This window comes from Methylobacterium sp. DB0501, from assembly GCF_011043735.1.
Taxonomy (GTDB): domain Bacteria; phylum Pseudomonadota; class Alphaproteobacteria; order Rhizobiales; family Beijerinckiaceae; genus Methylobacterium; species Methylobacterium alsaeris.
The window spans coordinates 779,902-796,290 of record NZ_JAAKGV010000001.1 but is presented as its reverse complement, the minus strand read 5'-3'; the positions used below and the strand labels follow the sequence as shown (position 1 = coordinate 796,290).

General features: G+C 62.8%; 7 protein-coding genes. 4 read left to right on the top strand and 3 right to left on the bottom strand.

Annotation, left to right across the window (positions count from 1 at the left end; translation table 11 throughout):
- The first annotated feature begins 80 nt into the window (after positions 1-80).
- The 4 genes from G4G93_RS03720 (at position 81) to G4G93_RS35720 (ending at position 12,910) form a co-directional block, all read left to right on the top strand.
- Positions 81-5,339 (top strand): DEAD/DEAH box helicase, encoded by a 5,259-nt coding sequence (locus tag G4G93_RS03720; protein ID WP_165081243.1) that lies wholly within the window; start codon positions 81-83, stop codon positions 5,337-5,339.
- Positions 5,336-8,095 (top strand): DEAD/DEAH box helicase, encoded by a 2,760-nt coding sequence (locus tag G4G93_RS03715; RefSeq protein ID WP_165081241.1) that lies wholly within the window; start codon positions 5,336-5,338, stop codon positions 8,093-8,095. Before G4G93_RS03720 ends, G4G93_RS03715 begins: the two co-directional genes overlap by 4 nt.
- Positions 8,095-12,108, top strand: coding sequence for an N-6 DNA methylase (locus G4G93_RS03710; protein WP_165081239.1), 4,014 nt, complete (start codon positions 8,095-8,097; stop codon positions 12,106-12,108). The genes G4G93_RS03715 and G4G93_RS03710 overlap by 1 nt, the downstream gene beginning before the upstream one ends.
- Before the next feature lie 286 nt (positions 12,109-12,394).
- A complete protein-coding gene (locus tag G4G93_RS35720; protein ID WP_312891677.1) occupies positions 12,395-12,910 on the top strand; it encodes an HNH endonuclease in 516 nt (171 codons plus the stop codon).
- On the opposite strand, the gene G4G93_RS03700 is transcribed toward G4G93_RS35720, so the two are convergent.
- The 3 genes from G4G93_RS03700 to G4G93_RS03690 all read right to left on the bottom strand — a co-directional run bounded on the left by G4G93_RS03700 (position 12,907) and on the right by G4G93_RS03690 (position 16,066).
- Entirely contained in the window at positions 12,907-13,734 is an 828-nt protein-coding gene (locus tag G4G93_RS03700; RefSeq protein ID WP_165081235.1) for a hypothetical protein, read from the bottom strand. The genes G4G93_RS35720 and G4G93_RS03700 overlap by 4 nt on opposite strands.
- 46 nt (positions 13,735-13,780) lie before the next feature.
- Positions 13,781-15,094, bottom strand: a complete 1,314-nt coding sequence (locus G4G93_RS03695) for a Y-family DNA polymerase (RefSeq protein ID WP_165081233.1) — start codon at positions 15,092-15,094, stop codon at positions 13,781-13,783.
- Positions 15,095-15,610: 516 nt separating this feature from the next.
- Complete coding sequence (locus G4G93_RS03690) at positions 15,611-16,066, bottom strand: LexA family transcriptional regulator (protein ID WP_165081231.1); 456 nt, start codon at positions 16,064-16,066, stop codon at positions 15,611-15,613.
- Between the last annotated feature and the right edge of the window lie 323 nt (positions 16,067-16,389).

Genomic DNA, 16,389 nt, shown 5'->3' with positions numbered 1-16,389 from the left:
GGCGAGGACCTAGGGTAGCGTCGCATCCAGTGGCAGAGAATGGCCGGACATGCCGGCCGTCATGCGGGGGACATGACACGGTGGATGCGTTCGGCCTCGACCAGAGCCTGATCCGAGATTACGACGCCTTCGCGCGGTCCTTTAACAGGATCGCCGCCGACGACATCCGGACCGAAGTCGATCGCCTCTACGACGGCAAGGCGTTCTGGCCGGATCCCCTCATCACGATCAACCCGCACTTTGCGCGCGGCGAGACCCTGCAGGCGCTTGTGAACGACGGGATCCTGCACCCGCTCACGCCACAGATCTTCCGCGAGCGCGGTCGGGTCCTTGATCCTCACCGGCATCAGGCCGAGGCGCTGACCAAGGCCAAGGCGGACAAGAGCTTCGTCGTTACGACCGGGACCGGATCGGGCAAGTCGCTCTGCTACTTCCTGCCGATCATCGACGAAGCCGTCCGCGAGCGGCAGAAGCCCGACTTCAAGCCGTGCACACGCGCCATCGTAGTCTACCCGATGAACGCCTTGGCGAACTCGCAGTACGAAGGCCTGACCGAGTTCCTGAACCAGTGCGGGATCCCTGAGGCGCAGCGTCCCAGAGTGCGCATCTACACGGGCCAGGAGAGCCGTGAGAAGCGCGAGGAGGTTCGGGATAATCCGCCCGACATCCTCCTGACCAACTTCATGATGCTCGAACTCCTGCTGACGCGGCAGAGCGAGCTCGACGCCCAGGTGATCGGCAACGCCCGCGGATTGCGCTGGATCGTGCTCGATGAGTTGCACACCTATCGCGGTCGACAGGGAGCCGACGTCGCCGTCCTCGTACGCCGCCTTCGCGATCAGCTTTGCCGCGATAGTCGACCCCCCGTCTGCATCGGCACGTCCGCAACCATGGCGACGCCAGATCAGGGCAATCCCGTCGAGGCCGTGGCGAAGGTTGCCAGCGATCTGTTCGGGGTCAAAATCCCTCATGACTGCGTCATCGATGAGGCCCTCCAACGTGCCACCGACGAGGATCTGACCGTCGCTGGCATTCAAGGGCGGCTTGCTGCCAGCATCCGGAACACCGTCCCGGCAGCGGCAACGGATGCAGAACTCAAGGTCCATCCGCTCGCTGTTTGGATCGAGCTTCGCATCGGTCTTGAGTACAAGCCACAGTTGAAGCGACGGGCACCCATGACCCTGGTCGCAGCGGCAGAGATCCTAGCCGGAGAGACCGGGTGCGACGCCGCGCTGTGTGAGCAGCGGTTGCGCGAGATGCTCAGCCTCTTAGCGCGGCCGGGTGCTGAGCGGGGTGGCTCAGGCTCCCGAGCATTCCTGGCTTTCAAGCTCCATCGATTCATCTCGGGCGCAGGGCTCGTCTACGCGACCCTGCGCACGGCCGGTTCCCCCGGCATTCGCCGGGTGACGCTGAACGGCCAGACCCATCACCCGGAAGACAAGACCGCTCGGCTGTTCTCGACCCATTTCTGCCGCGAGTGCGGGCACGAGTACCACCCGGTGACCCGGCTCGACGACGAGGCAGGCGACAACTTCGTCGCACGGTCGATCGACGATCCCATCAACGAGCGCGATACCGAACATGGGATCGCCGGGTATCTCGTGCCCGAGCCCGAGACGATCAACGACTTCTTCCAGGGCGCATTGACCGACTACCCAGACGAATGGGTCGAGCACGCGCCCCGTGGTCCACGGCTGAAGGCGACGCGCCGCAAGCAGCAGGTCGCGGCCGTCTCTGTTCTGCCGAATGGCCGGGTCGACCCGACCGGACGCCAAGCTTGGTTCATCCCCGGCCGCTGGCGCTTCTGCTTGGCCTGCGAGCATGAGGCGCAACCCGGCACCCGCGAGCAGAACAAGCTCGCGGGCCTCACCGCCGAAGGGCGCTCGTCCGCGACGACGCTCCTCGTCAGCAGTCTCCTGCGTTACATGCACCGACCCGACGCGAAGATCGCGGCCGACAAGCGGAAGGTGCTGGGCTTTTCGGACAACCGGCAGGACGCCGCACTCCAAGCCGGTCACTTTAACGACTTCATCTTCACGACGCTGCTGCGCGCCGCCGTGCTGTCGGCCGTCCGAGCCGCCGGTCCGGATGGCCTCGCCGAAGCCGAGTACGGCACGGCACTCCAGAAAGCGCTCGGTTTCGAGGACGGCAATGACGCACGGCGGCGGCACTGGATGTCTGCACCCCAGGCCGTCGGGCCGTCGCGTGCGCGGGCCATCACCGATCTGACCCGGGTGCTCAGCCACCGGGTGTGGAGCGACCAACGCCGCGGTTGGCGCTACACCAATCTCAACCTCGAAAATCTTCAGCTTGTCAGAGCGCATTACCCAGGTCTCGAAAGCTGCTCTGACGACAGTCTCTTCAAGGACTACCAGCTTCTGCGGGCTCTCCAGCCTGACGACCGCCGAGCAGTCTTTCGCGCCCTATTCGAGGTCATGCGTGGGGAACTCGCGGTCGAAAGCGACTTCCTGAAGAAGGGACCGCTCGACAGCCTCGGGCTGTCTTCGCGCGACAACCTGCGCGCACCCTGGGCGATCTCGGATCAGGAGACAGTCTCCACCGCCGGCATCCTGATTGTGCCCGAGAGTGCAGGTGGAAAACCGCTCCCTCCCGGCGGCGCGCGTGACCATCGGCTGATAACAGCTGGCCCGAACAGCCGGGTCGGCAAGCGGCTGCGCGACGGTCGCCTCTGGGGCGGCCGACGCCTCACGATCCACGAGTACGACGAACTTTTGGAAAGCGTCGTCCGTATCGCCAAGGCGCAGAATTGGATCCGGGAGATCGTAGAATACGGAATCACGGGTCTGAGGCTGCTTCCCTCCGCTATCCGCCTCGTCGCTGACGCGCCCGCGAAGGACGTGAACAGCTACTTCGCAGGCCTCTATCGCGAGACGGCTAGCATCCTCATGAGCGATGACGACAGCCTGCTCGGCTTCGAGAGCCGTGAGCACACCGCGCAGGTCGACAAAGACTTGCGGCTGTGGCGTGAGGCGCGCTTCCGATGGGGCGATGCCGGACGGCGCAACCTCGACACGATGCGCGCGGACCAGACCAATCCGCTGGAGGCCGACAGCTTCCTGCCGGTGCTGTTCTGCTCGCCGACGATGGAGCTCGGCGTCGACATCTCGGTTCTGAACGCAGTCTACTTGCGCAACGCACCGCCCACGCCGGCGAACTACGCGCAGCGCTCGGGGCGGGCCGGACGTTCCGGCCAAGCGGCGCTCATCGTGACCTACTGCGCTGCGCAGAGTCCCCACGATCAGTACTACTTCGCCCGGCGCGAGCAGCTCGTCGCCGGCTCCGTCAGGCCTCCGGGCATCGATCTCGCCAACCGCGACCTCGTCGAGGCTCATCTCAATGCGATCTGGTTGGCCAAGGCCGGTGCCGACGGCCGGTTGCGTCAGGAGTTGCCCGACGCCATCCCAGCCATCCTCGATCTTGATACGCCCAAGCGCACGGTCCGCACCGACATCGTCGACCATCTCACGAACCCGGACCGCGTAGTCGGGGTCGAGGGTGACTTCGAACGGATCCTCGACACGATTCGCGACTGCGTTACCCCCGCCGTTCTGAACGATCCCGGCAGCGATTGGCTGAAGAACCCGAACGCCTTCGTAGCCGAGGTCGCAAGAACGGCGTCACAGCGCTTCAACAGCGCTTTCGGACGGTGGCGTGACCTCTACAATGCCGCCTTCGCGCAGATGGAGGAAGCCAATCGTCAGAGCATGCGGCCTGGCCTGACCAAGCAGGCGCGTGATGCGGCCGAGCGGGCCTTCCGCATCGCCAACAGCCAGATCAGGCTGCTGGAGCATGGCGGTAGGTCGGATAATTCGGATTTCGCCTCGCATCGCTACCTGGCGACCGAGGGGTTCCTGCCGGGTTACAACTTCCCGCGGCTACCGCTCTACGCCTACGTGCCCGAGCAGGGCTCCGGTGGTCCGCGCGCGGCTTACCTTCAGCGCGCCCGCTTCCTGGCAATCGCCGAGTTTGGTCCCGGCTCTCTGATCTATCACGAGGGGCGTGCCTTCAAGGTCGTGCGCGCCAAGATCCCGCCGGACGTCCGCGACGCGCAGGGTATCTTGGCCGAGAGCAATCTCGCGCTCTGGCGCGTCTGCCGCTCCTGCGGCGCGGGCCACGAGGGTGACGGACAGAATCTGTGTCACGCCTGCGGCAAGCAGATGACGGGTGCGAAGCGGATCCAGAAGGTTCTACGCATCGAGAACGTCGAGACAATCCCGTCCGAGCGGATCACCGCCAACGAGGAGGCTCGTCGGGGTCGCGGGTTCGAGATCCAGACGACGTTCACCTGGGCCAAGCGTAACGGTCAGAGCGACGTCCTGACCGCCGTCGCTGAGGATGACGATGGGACCGTGCTGGACCTGACCTACGCACCCCGAGCTCAGATCAGCCGGCTCAACCTCGGCCTTCGCAAGCGCAAGGACAAGGATCTCTACGGCTACCCCATCGATCCGCAAAACGGCCAATGGGTCGGGGCCGACCAAGAGCGCGACGACGACGATACCGACCCGGCCGACCCCTCACGCCCAGGAGCCGTGCGCGTCGTACCCATTGTCCAAGACCACAAGAATGCAGCCCTGCTAAAACTCTTCGGCCCAGAGGCTGAGGAGTGCACGCTTGCCACGCTCCAGTACGCGGTCGCTCGTGGCTTGAGCCTCGTCTTCCAGGTCGAGGAAGGCGAGATTGCCACAGAGGCCGTGCCTGACCGTCGCAATCGCAAGGCCATCCTGGCCTACGAGTCCAGCGAGGGCGGAGCCGGTGTCCTGCGGCGGCTCGTCAGCGAGCCAGAACGGTTGGCAGAGGTCGCCCACCGCGCTCTGGAAGTCATGCACTTCACCCCCGACAGCATCGACGACGCGCTCGCTACGCGGGACGCATCCAAGCTCAAGGACGCCGACGCGACCTTCTGTGTGCGCGGCTGCTACCGCTGTCTCTTGTCCTACTACAACCAGATGGACCACGCTCTCATCGACCGTAACGACGAGAACGCGCGAGCCGTGCTAGTTCGGCTCGCCGCCGGTGTTATCCGGTCAACCTCCGTCGTTTGCACAGCGCCGTCGGTCGCCGCGACCATCGAAACTTGGCCGCAGGCTCTCAGCCGATGGGGTCTGCCGCCATTCGATGCCAAGCGCCTGAAGTTCGATACCGACGGGCTCCTCGATGTCTGGCGCAGTCACCACGTCGCGATCGCCTACGCGCCGCCGCCGCAGGAGGTCGTCGATGAGCTTGAGGACGGCGGCTGGACGCTCGTGGTTCTCAAGGGCGATCCCGAGCACGATCCACCCTCTGCCCTCAGCACGCTGTTCAAGGTCGCCGCATGACCGTCCAGTTTTCCCCCGGCGATCTCGTTCGGGCACGTGGCCGGGAATGGGTTGCGCTGCCCCATGACGATCCGGCCGCGCTGCGGCTTCGCCCGCTTTCGGGCACCGAAGCCGACGCGCTGACGATCCTGCCGGCGCTTGAGCGCGTGCCGGTTGAGGCGGCTCACTTCCCCCCGCCGGACGTTGACGTGCGCGGCACGCAGGAGAACGCACGCCTCCTCGCAGAGGCGCTACGCCTTTCGCTTCGGCGGGGTGCAGGTCCGTTCCGCTCGTCGGCACGCGTCAGTTTCGAGCCGCGCGCCTATCAACTCGTGCCGCTGCTGATGGCGATGCGTCTGCCCGTCGTGCGTCTGCTGATTGCCGATGATGTCGGCATTGGCAAGACCGTCGAGGCCGGCCTCATCGTTCGCGAACTCCTCGACCGCGGCGAGATTGAGCGCTTCTGCATCCTCTGCCCGCCCCATCTCGTCGATCAGTGGGTCGGGGAGCTACGCACCAAGTTCGACATTGAAGCCGTCCCCGTGACGTCAGCTTCCGCGCCGCGCCTCGAGCGGAAGGTCGTCGGGACCCAGAGCCTGTTTGAGGTCCATCCCTTCACGGTTGTGAGCCTCGACTACATCAAGGCTGAAAAGCGCCGTGAGAGCTTTGCCGCGTCCTGCCCACCCTGCGTCGTCGTCGACGAAGCCCATGCTTGCGTCGGCACGCATGGCAGCCGTCAGCGTCGCTACCGGCTCCTGCAGCGTCTCGCCAGGGATGCCGAGCGGCACATGCTGTTCCTCACGGCGACCCCGCACAGTGGCGACGAGGAAGCCTTCGACCGTCTATTGAAGCTCCTCGACGACAGTTTCGAGATGGCAGGTCTCGATACCAATGCCGGTCGTATCGCGCTCGCGCGCCACTTCGTGCAGCGACGGCGCAAAGACATTCTCGATCAGAAATGGGAAGACGATCAGATCTTCCCGAAGCACGAGAAGCTCCACCGACCCTACTCGTTGGGCTCCGATCATACGGCGTTCCACGATGCCGTCCTCGACTACTGCCTCGACCGCATCGAGGACGCGGGCGACGGCACGCATCGTCAGCGCCTCACTCTCTGGTCTACACTGGCACTTCTACGGTGCGTGGGATCCTCTCCCGCTGCCGCCCTGAACGCGCTCCGAAACCGCCAGGACGGCGATCCCGATCGCCTATCAATGCAGGTCCTCGACGAGGAGGACGAGGATACCGAAGCCGTCGACGCCGAACCGAGCGCCTACCTCGGCACCGATCCTGCGCTCGCCAAGCTGATCCAGCAGGCGGAAGCGCTGGTCCGAAAGCCGGACCCGAAGCTCGCGATGATGATCGAGGAGCTGAAGCCCCTCGTCGCTGCCGGCGCGAATCCTGTCGTATTCTGCCGCTACATTGCCACGGCAGATTACGTCGCCACGGCGCTGCGAAAAGCCTTTCCCCGCCTTGCCATCGAGACCGTCACCGGTCTGCTCGTTCCCGATGATCGCCGCGACCGTGTCGAAGGCATGGTTGAGGAGCCGCAGCGCCTGCTGGTGGCAACCGACTGCCTCTCTGAGGGCATCAACCTGCAGATGCTGTTCGATGCCGTCGTGCACTACGACCTGTCGTGGAACCCGACCCGGCATCAGCAGCGCGAAGGACGCGTCGACCGCTTCGGCCAACCAGCCCCAATTGTAAAGTCGATGCTGCTGTTCGGTGCTGACAGCCTGATCGACAGCGCCGTCCTCAGCGTGATCCTGAGGAAGGCTGAGCAGATCAAGAAGGATCTCGGCGTCATCATCGCGCTCCCTGAGGATCGCCAGGTGATCTCCGGTGCGCTCCTGAACGCGATGCTAGAGCACCGCGGCCGACCGCGCGCCCAGCGGCAGCTTGACCTCTTTGCCAAGGAAGCGAGTGTATTGTCGGCCTGCTGGCGCGATGCAGAAGAGGGCGAGAAGCGGTCGCGTGCGCGCTACGCGCAACACGCTCTTAAGCCCGCTGAAGTGATGCCGGAATGGGAGAGCTGGCGCGCAATCATCGGCGGCCCCGATCGGGTCGAGCGCTTCGTCGCCCAAGCGATGGATCACTTCAACACGGCCCTCGAGCCCGCCCGTGAGGCGACGTTCCGTGCCGATCTCGCCAAGCTGCCGGCGACCATAACTGAGCGTCTCGACGCAAGTGGCGTCAGAGGCGATGTGCGGATCAGCTTCGAGGCCAAAGCGCCGGTCGGAGCCGCCACTGTCGGTCGGGCCCACCCAATCACGTCGACGCTGGCCGAAAGCCTGCTGGAGACGGCGCTCGACCCAAAGAGCGAGACCGGCTTCGAGCTCGCCCGGACCGGGGTGTGGAGCACCGAAGCCGTCGATGCGATGACGACGGTCGTGCTGATCCGTTTGCGCCACAAGCTCACTGTCCACGGACGGACTGAGCGCATGCTTCTCTCGGAGGAGGCCGTAACTCTGGCCTTCGCCGGATCCCATCCGACCGCCATCGCTGAGGGCGAGGCGGCTCAGCAGTTGCTCGAAGCGCCTGCGAGCGGCGATCTTTCTGAGACTGCACGCCACCGTCTGATCGAGAAGGCCTGCGAGCGTGTGCTGGGTACCTACATGCCTGCAATAGAGGCCTACGCCACCCAACGCGGCAAAGCGCTTGAGGCCGACCACCGCCGCGTCCGCGCTGCTGCTCAAGGAACGCCCCGGGTGACGGTCGAGCCGATCCTGCCCGCCGACATCGTCGGCGTCTACATCCTCACCCCGGGAGATCTGTGATGGCCCGCCAGCCGAGACCCGCGGCGCGGACCCGCCGCGCCAAGCGCGCGCCGGCCATCGCATTCGATGCGATCACCCTCGAAGGTGGCCTGATCGCGCCGGCGATGCTGACACAGATCGCCCGTATCGAGGCGGACGAGCAGACCGCGACCGATTACGGCATCGCGCGAGGCCTGATCCTTCGCGATGAAATCGCGCGAGCCTACCGGATTGCCCAGGCGCACTACGCCGACCTCACGGCGCACCCGGAGCCCTCGCTCGCGGCCACAGAGCGCTTCACCGAGGCCCTCCTGCGTGACGTCCTGGAGTTTCGGGACCTCGTGCCGATCGGTCGGCGCGACCGCGACGGCGACATCTACCCGCTGACTTTCGAAGCTTTGAGCGGACGTGTGCCGGTAGTCGTGGTCCCGCCGGCTGACGGCATCGACCGCGTGAGCCCGAGCCTCACGGCAGCCGGACGGCGCGGATCGGCCGCCAGCGTCATCCAAGACTGGCTCAACGCCGAAGACCCCGCTCTCTGGGGCCTCGCCTGCTGCGGCACGCGGCTGCGCCTGCTGCGCGACAACCCCAGCCTGACCCGCCCCGCTTACATTGAGGCCGACCTCGACGCGATTTTCACGAACGAAGGCCGTGTCGACTTCGCCGTGCTCTGGCTGCTGTTGCATGCCACTCGGTTCGGCAAGCCCGCCGATGCGGTTTCGGATTGCACTCTGGAGCGGTGGCGGCTTGCCGGTCTGAAGGAAGGCGAGGTCGCCCGCGACCGCTTGCGCGACGGCGTCGAAGAAGCCCTTCTGGCGCTAGGTACTGGCTTCCTCAGCCATCCAGCCAATGGGGACCTACGCAAGTTCGTCGGCAGCGGCGTGATCCCGGCGCAGATCTACTTCGAGCAGTGCCTGCACCTCGTCTACAGGCTGATCTTCCTCTTCGTCGCCGAGGATCGCGACCTCCTGCATCCTCCTCAGACTGCCGCGCTCAAGCGGCTGCGTTATGCGCAGGGCTACAGTCTCGGAAACCTTCGACAGGCCAGCATCCGTCGAACGTCATACGATGCCCACACTGATCGTTGGGAGGCGCTTCAGATTGTCTTCCATGGTCTAGCGGAGGGGCAAGAAGAACTTGGCCTGCCTGCACTCTCCGGGCTGTTCGAGCCGGGCCGCATGGATGATCTCGAAAGCTGTGCCCTGGCGAACCGGGACTTGATGAGGGCCATCCATCGTCTGGCTTGGCTCAAAGGCCAGGACGGCACATTACCCGTCAATTGGCGAGATATGCAGACCGAGGAACTCGGCTCCGTTTACGAAAGTCTGCTCGAACTCGCACCGCGCATTACTGCGAACGGAAGAGAGCTGCTCTTTGCAGAAGGCGCGGAAAAGAAGGGTAACGCAAGAAAGACGACTGGCAGCTACTACACTCCCGATAGCCTCGTTCAGGCGCTATTGGACACCGTTGCCGACCCAGTCATGGATCGCGTCATTGCAGGCTCGCAAGATCCAACCCGTGCGTTGCTCGGCCTACGCATTATCGACCCGGCCTGTGGTTCGGGACATTTCCTCCTCGCAGCCGCGCGCCGATTGGCGACACGGGTCGCGCGCGCCCGCAACGGCGGTGTCGCTTCGGCGGATCAGTATCGCGAGGCCATGCGTGACGTGATCAGGCGATGCATTCATGGTGTCGATCGCAATCCAATGGCAATCGACCTCGCCAAAGTTGCGCTCTGGATCGAGTCTCTCGAACCGGGCAAGCCGCTCGGTTTCCTCGATGCCAATCTTGTCTGTGGGGATGCTCTCCTCGGAACGTTCGCTTTCGGCGAAAAGCTCGACAGCCTCATGGACGATGGTATTCCTGACGACGCGTACAAGCCTCTCACTGCAGACGAGAAGTCTGAGTGCCGCAGATATTTCCTCAGGAACCGAGACGAACGTATCGGACAGGGGCGGCTCGATATTTTTCAAGACAAGACTTGGAAGCCACAGAATTCCTACATTGAACGAATCGTAGAGACGTTCAAGGCGATGCCGGAGGATACCCCTCGCGAGCGGAGGGCACGCCAAGAACTCTGGCAGCAGGCCATGGCTGATCCGGGGTTACTTGCAAAGAAACAGGCGTGCGATACCTACGTGGCCGCCTATCTCATCATCAAGGATAGTACCCCGCCATCGCACGGGGAGCGAACAGTCCCCACGACAGCCGACGTCGCTGCCATCCTACGCCAGCTCAGCATAGGTTCGGAACTCGAATCCTCGTGCTCACGCGCGTGCACAATCGCACGCGTTCTTCACTGGGGCCTGACCTTCGCCGACGCCTTTGCCGCAGGAGGATTCGACATTGTCGTTGGAAATCCTCCGTGGGATGTGATCCAGCTTGGTGAAGAAGAGTATTTCGCACAACGCAAGCCTGAGATTGCCCTTCTGGCCGGAGCAAAGCGCAAAAAAGCTATCCAGGAACTCAAAGCTCATCATCCTGAGATCTTCTCGGCGTATGAAAAAGATAAGCGTGCGTTCGAAGCGGCAAACGAGTTCGCACGTTCGTCAGGCAGATTTCCTCTGACCGCACGCGGCAAGGTCAATTCCTATGCACTGTTCTCCGAACTTTGTGCTAGATTGATCTCGCCCAGAGGGAGGGCCGGGATCGTCGTTCCTACCGGGATTGCAACAGATGCTACCACATCACTGTTCTTCGCCGATCTGATCGCGAATAAGAGGCTCATTCGCCTAGCTGATTTCGAGAACCGGCAGAAGCTTTTCGCCGCTCCAGATGCGCGAATGAAGTTTTGCCTTCTAACAATCGGCGAAGGCGTCGATAAGCCAACTTTTTCTTTCTTCTCTACGGCGACTTCCCAAATCGACGAGCCCGAAAGAAACTTCACGTTATCTGCAGAAGAAATCTTAAAAATCAATCCCAATACGAAGACTGTGCCGATCTTTCGAGCTCGCGAAGACGCTCGACTGACCAAATATATCTACGACCGCTCTCAGGTACTCGTCGAGGAGTCCAACAAAACCACTGGTAATCCTTGGCGTGTGACGTTCCGTCAGGGCCTATACAACATGACGTCCGATAGCGCACTCTTCAAAGATGCTGTTCAGTTGACCAACATGGATCTCGTACGCGAGGGTACGGACTGGATTACCGATCCGAACTCGACGTCGAAAAGCACCCGCAGCGGTGAACCGCTGCGGTACATCCCGCTCTATGAAGCCAAGATGGTCAATTTCTACGATCATCGTGCCGGAGGATACGCTCAGAGAGGCGATGAGCGCGGGTATAGAGTTCTACCCGAAACCAGCGATGAGGAACATGCCGATCCAGATTTCGAGCTGACCCCGTTCTACTGGGTCGATCAAGCGGACGTCGAGGAGCGCCTCGCCGCAGTGCGCTGGAAGCGCGATTGGTTCATCGGCTTCAAGGATCTCACCTCGGCGACCAACGAGCGAACTTTCATCCCTGCAATTATTCCCCGCGTTGGGGTTGGAAACAACCTACCTCTTTTGTTTCCTGACATGAGCAACGTCAGGAAAATTGCATGCCTATTCGCCAATATCAGTAGCATAATCTTTGATTTCGTCGTTCGCCAGAAGGCGGGCGGTCTGCACATGAATTTTTTCTATGTAAAACAGTTTCCAGTGCTGAACCCTAACGATTACAATGATGCGGACCTGAACTATATTGTGCCTCGCGTTCTCGAGCTCGTGTACACGAGCCGCTCGATGGCACCTTTCGCGCGCGATCTGGGATTTGTCGGATCTCCTTTCAAATGGGAGGATCAGCGGCGTGCTATGCTGCGAGCCGAACTCGATGCATGGTTTGCGCATGCCTATGGTCTCAATCTCGATGACCTGCGCTACATCCTCGATCCTACGGCAGTGAAAGGGAAGGATTATCCCTCAGAAACTTTCCGGGGTCTGAAGTTCAATGAGATGCGTGACTACAAGGAATATCGAACTTCTCGGCTGATACTAGCTGCGTATGACGATCTCAAGAACGATTTTGGCGCACGCGTGGCAGCAGAGTAGAATGTCCGACTCCCTGCCTGCGCTTTCCTCATCTTTCCGACTTCCCATTTGGATTGATATCCGCCAAGCCGCAAGCAGGAATGGTTTCTCTAGGGGCTTGGATCAACCAGTGGTTCACGAAGGATGGTACCTGCTGCGCTCAACTGAGACACCCTTCCAGGTCCACGTCGCGGCTGATAGCCAAGACGGTCCTTGGACGCTCTCATTTACCGAGCCTCGGATCTCGACCGAAGCTTTGCCCGGCCACGACTTTCAGGGGCCAATGCCTGGGCGCAGCGGTCGCACGGTGAGCACGCTCGCTGAACTGGGCGACGCCCTCGCCTCGCTCTTTCGCCTCGTCACCAAGGAACTTCCGCCGTCGGCGTACCAAGAGTTCCTCGGCGCGACCTACGCCATGCCGGCGACGACCGAGGCCGAGAAAAAGGCCATCGTCCGGACCGCCCAGGGCATTTTCCGACGTCATCTGGATCGGTACTGGAACCAGGCTTGTGCGGTCACGGGGGTGCAGGACCGGGAGCTACTCCGGGCCTCGCATATCAAGCCCTGGGCGGCATCCAGCGACTACGAGCGCGTGGACGTCCACAACGGTCTCCTGCTGTCGGCTCTGTGGGATGCCGCATTCGACCAAGGGCTCATCAGCTTCAGCGACGAGGGCAATCTCCTTGTGAGCCCGAAGCTATCAGAGCGAGCGACGGCGGTCCTGACCGATGGGCGGCCGGTCACGGTGGCCGTAAGCATCGGCCACGCACCCTACCTGAGAGAACACAGGCTACGGCACGGTTTCAGCGCGCTGGATTCCTAGACCCACTTGCCCGAGTGCGGGTGACGCGTACCCAACATGTACACGCCGCTGTGAACATCGATGAGGCTCCAGCCAGGGAGGCCGGCGCAGAGATCCGCCAGGTGCTTGTTGTTCTCATATAGGGACCCGGGCTCAAACGCCTGGTCATCCAATTCGCTGCCGGACGGGGGTTCCTTGAGAAGCCCGGCCTTGTGGAGCATCTGCAAGCCTTTGAAGATCGGGCCACCAGGCGGCAGCATCGGCCTCGGTTCGGTCTGTATGGCAGCCAGTGACGGTTGAGCGAACAGCGCGGCCATGAACATCGCCGTCGCGTTCCAGCTGCCGATGTAGCGCGGCCGATCTGACCCGGTGAGGATCGGGGAGATCCAGCGCTGCTGCGCGGTGTCCAGACGATCCAGGGTGCTCGGTAATGTCTTCGGAAGGATGACGCGGCCAAAGAGATTATGAGCCCCACGTAGCGACTGTTCGATGGGCTCGGGACCACGCTCCATGTGGAACGACTTCGCCGCAGCGAGATCACCGCTGTTCCAGTTCGCGAGCACGCCGGCCACTGCGCCTGTGAAGTCCACATCCAAGCGCGCCAAGTGTCCCCACGAGAGACCGATCGCGAAGCAGAGGTGCCAAGGGTTCGCATCCGGGTAGGCTGCAAGGTGAGCCTGCGCTTCCGCATGCGCGAGCATATTGAGGCTCTTGCCGCTTGCCCGCAGCACCTCGAGGACCTTGCCACGCGGGGGACCACCACGAGCGCCCCCGCCTAGCTCGCACAGACGCAGGAACTCGCGCTGTGTGTCGTTGATCGGCTTCGGGAACCCTTTCGTATCCATTACGTCTGCCCGGCACCTGAGGTTGTCCTTTCCAGGACTCCTACCGCTAAGCTAGGGCAAGCGGTAGGTCCGCAACTCGCGTGGTGTAACAGGGCGTGCGCATCTCGAACTTCGTGTTCCAGTCCCGCTTCGTCGTGAGCCCAGCCCGTGCCGGGACGACGGCACCGCGACCCCAGCGCGCGTTGCAGGCATCGAGCGCCGCCATAAGCGGCCCGGACCGCTCGCGGTCGAGGCGGTCGATGAGCGCCCGCGGGCTCTCAGCCAACGGCACGAGATCGGTGGTGATCACCCCGGCCTTGGAATAGCGCCAGGGCACCTCACCGGGTTCGCGCCAGGTCTTGGCGACGCCGTGGTTCGCGGCCTTGATCAAGGCGAGGCTGTCGTTCGTCGCCTCGGGCAGGCTGACCACGGTCGAGACCGAGCGCATCGGCTCGCCGCGGTCATGCTCGCTCGTGTGGTAGAAGACCGTCACCTGATCGGTGCCGAGCCCGTCGCGCCGCAGCTTCTCGCCGAGCCGCGCGGCGTGGGCGGCGACTGCCTCTTCCAGCGTCGCCCGGTCGCTGACCCGGCCGGAGAACGAGCGGGTCACCGCGCAGCCCTTGCGCCGCGCCGGCACCAGTTCGAGCGGCAGGCAGGAGAGCCCGCGCAGCTCGTGGATCATGCGCTCGCCCACCACTGTCAGCGCCTTGCGCACCGGTCGGGGATCGAGGTCGCGCAGATCGGCGACGCTGTCGACGCCCATGGCCTCAAGCTTGGCGAGCGAGGCCCGGCCGATACCCCAGAGCTCGCCGACGTGGATCCGGCAGAGCCAGTGGTCGTACTGGACAGGATCGGTCAGGTCGCAGACGCCGCCGAGGTCCGGCACCGTCTTGGCGATGTGGTTGGCGAGCTTCGCCAGCGTCTTCGTGGGCCCGAGGCCGACGCAGGTCGGGATGCCGGTCCAAGCGCGCACCGTTGCCCTGAGATCCTGCGCGAGCGCGAGGCGGTCCCGCTCGCGCACGTCGGAGAGGTCCAAAAAGCTCTCGTCGATCGAGTAGATCTCCACGTCCTTCGTGAAGTCGCGGTACACTGCGTTGGTGCGGGCCGACATGTCGCCGTAGAGCGTGTAGTTCGACGAGAACACGCGCACGCCTTCAGCCCGGCACATGTCTCGGATCTGGAAGTACGGCGCGCCCATCTTGATGCCGAGCGCCTTGGCCTCAGCCGTCCGAGCGATCGCGCAGCCGTCGTTGTTCGACAGCACGATCACCGGGACCCGCGCGAGCTTCGGGTCGAACACGCGCTCACACGAGCAGTAGAACGAGTTGCCGTCAATGAGCGCGATCACGCGATTGGCTATATTTTCAGATATATCAGTCATATAGAGGCTTATAACCTTCACATCCAAAACACGGCGGCAGAGCCACCGGCCTTGGCCGGTTCATATACTCAAAGTATGACACAGGTCTGTATTCTTCTAGTATTTCTAATTTCAATACAATTATGTTTAAGATGAGAAAAGCTGTGATAGCTGTAGCAATCGCCAATGAAATTTGGCCGTTTATGCCAGCAATTCTCAGTACTATAAATGATATTAAGACAGGGCCAAAATATATAAAATTTATGCGCGCGTAGTAGATCATCTTTGTTTTTGCTGTAAGATCTATATACCAGTAGACCGCAGCCATTCCTATCAGGAGAGCTGCCAGAATTCTTGCTGGATATTTATATCTATTGATGCTTAGCATGACATGCCGTTCTCTTAAATCGAAGGAGATGGCGTGACGTTATTGCAGTTAGGCGATTCGACACAAATCCTGAGTGTGTCCGAGGTTGGGCCTTCCAGTTCCAACCACACCGGCCATATTGCGAACTGAAACTTCCTTTCATCTCGCGCCTAAATGCGAACAGATGCCTTGGCCGTGTGCCAGTGGATCGTGAACCGCACGACGCCCCAGATCACGCCGTCCTGAAGCTCCTCGACGGAGAAGACCGGCAGGTCCGGGTTCTCGAAGGCGAGCCAGGCGCGGTTGCCCTCCAGGCGGTAGCGCTTGATCGACATCTCGCCGTCGATCGCCGCCACGACGACGCTACCGTCGGCGGGCTGCAAGCTGCGGTCCACGCAGGCGAGGTCGCCGTCGAAGATCCCTGCCCCGCGCATGCTGTTGCCGGCGATGCGCCAGAGGAAGGTCGCGGGTGGGTTCGGCGCGAGCCAGCGCGGCAGTTCGAGCGCGCCCTCCAGGAAGTCGTCGGCCGGCGACGGGAAGCCCGCGCACAGGCTCTGCCCGATCAGCGGGATCCGCACCGCATCGGCGCTGCCGGGAACGAGCTCGTCGATCCGTGCGATCCCCACCGCGCCCCTCCCATTCTGGAACAGAACGCGAACAGATGCGCCGTCGGTTCCGGCTGAGGCAAGCGCCGACGGCAACGATCGCGCGAGCCTGGGGAAGCCTGTGGATATCGGGGACAGCGGGTCGACCCAGGCGGGTACAACGCCCAACCGAATTCGCCACGAACGCGAGTCCAGACCCCCCGCTAAGTCCCCGTCCGGCGCACCCGTTCGCGGTCCCAACGCGATTTCGGCAAGGTCTTGTTCCCTTTTTGTTCTTGGTTAACGTCCGGACCAGAAGCCCAGCGGACTGCTCCAAAATCCTAGGAGCGGACGCGGGCTTTTCG

Bases quoted from the DNA above. Each gene is read 5' to 3' on its own strand.
- G4G93_RS03715 (WP_165081241.1), top strand. From the start codon at position 5,336: ATGACCGTCCAGTTTTCCCCCGGCGATCTCGTTCGGGCACGTGGCCGG.
- G4G93_RS03700 (WP_165081235.1), bottom strand. From the start codon at position 13,734: ATGGATACGAAAGGGTTCCCGAAGCCGATCAACGACACACAGCGCGAG.
- G4G93_RS03695 (WP_165081233.1), bottom strand. From the start codon at position 15,094: ATGACTGATATATCTGAAAATATAGCCAATCGCGTGATCGCGCTCATT.
- G4G93_RS03710 (WP_165081239.1), top strand. From the start codon at position 8,095: ATGGCCCGCCAGCCGAGACCCGCGGCGCGGACCCGCCGCGCCAAGCGC.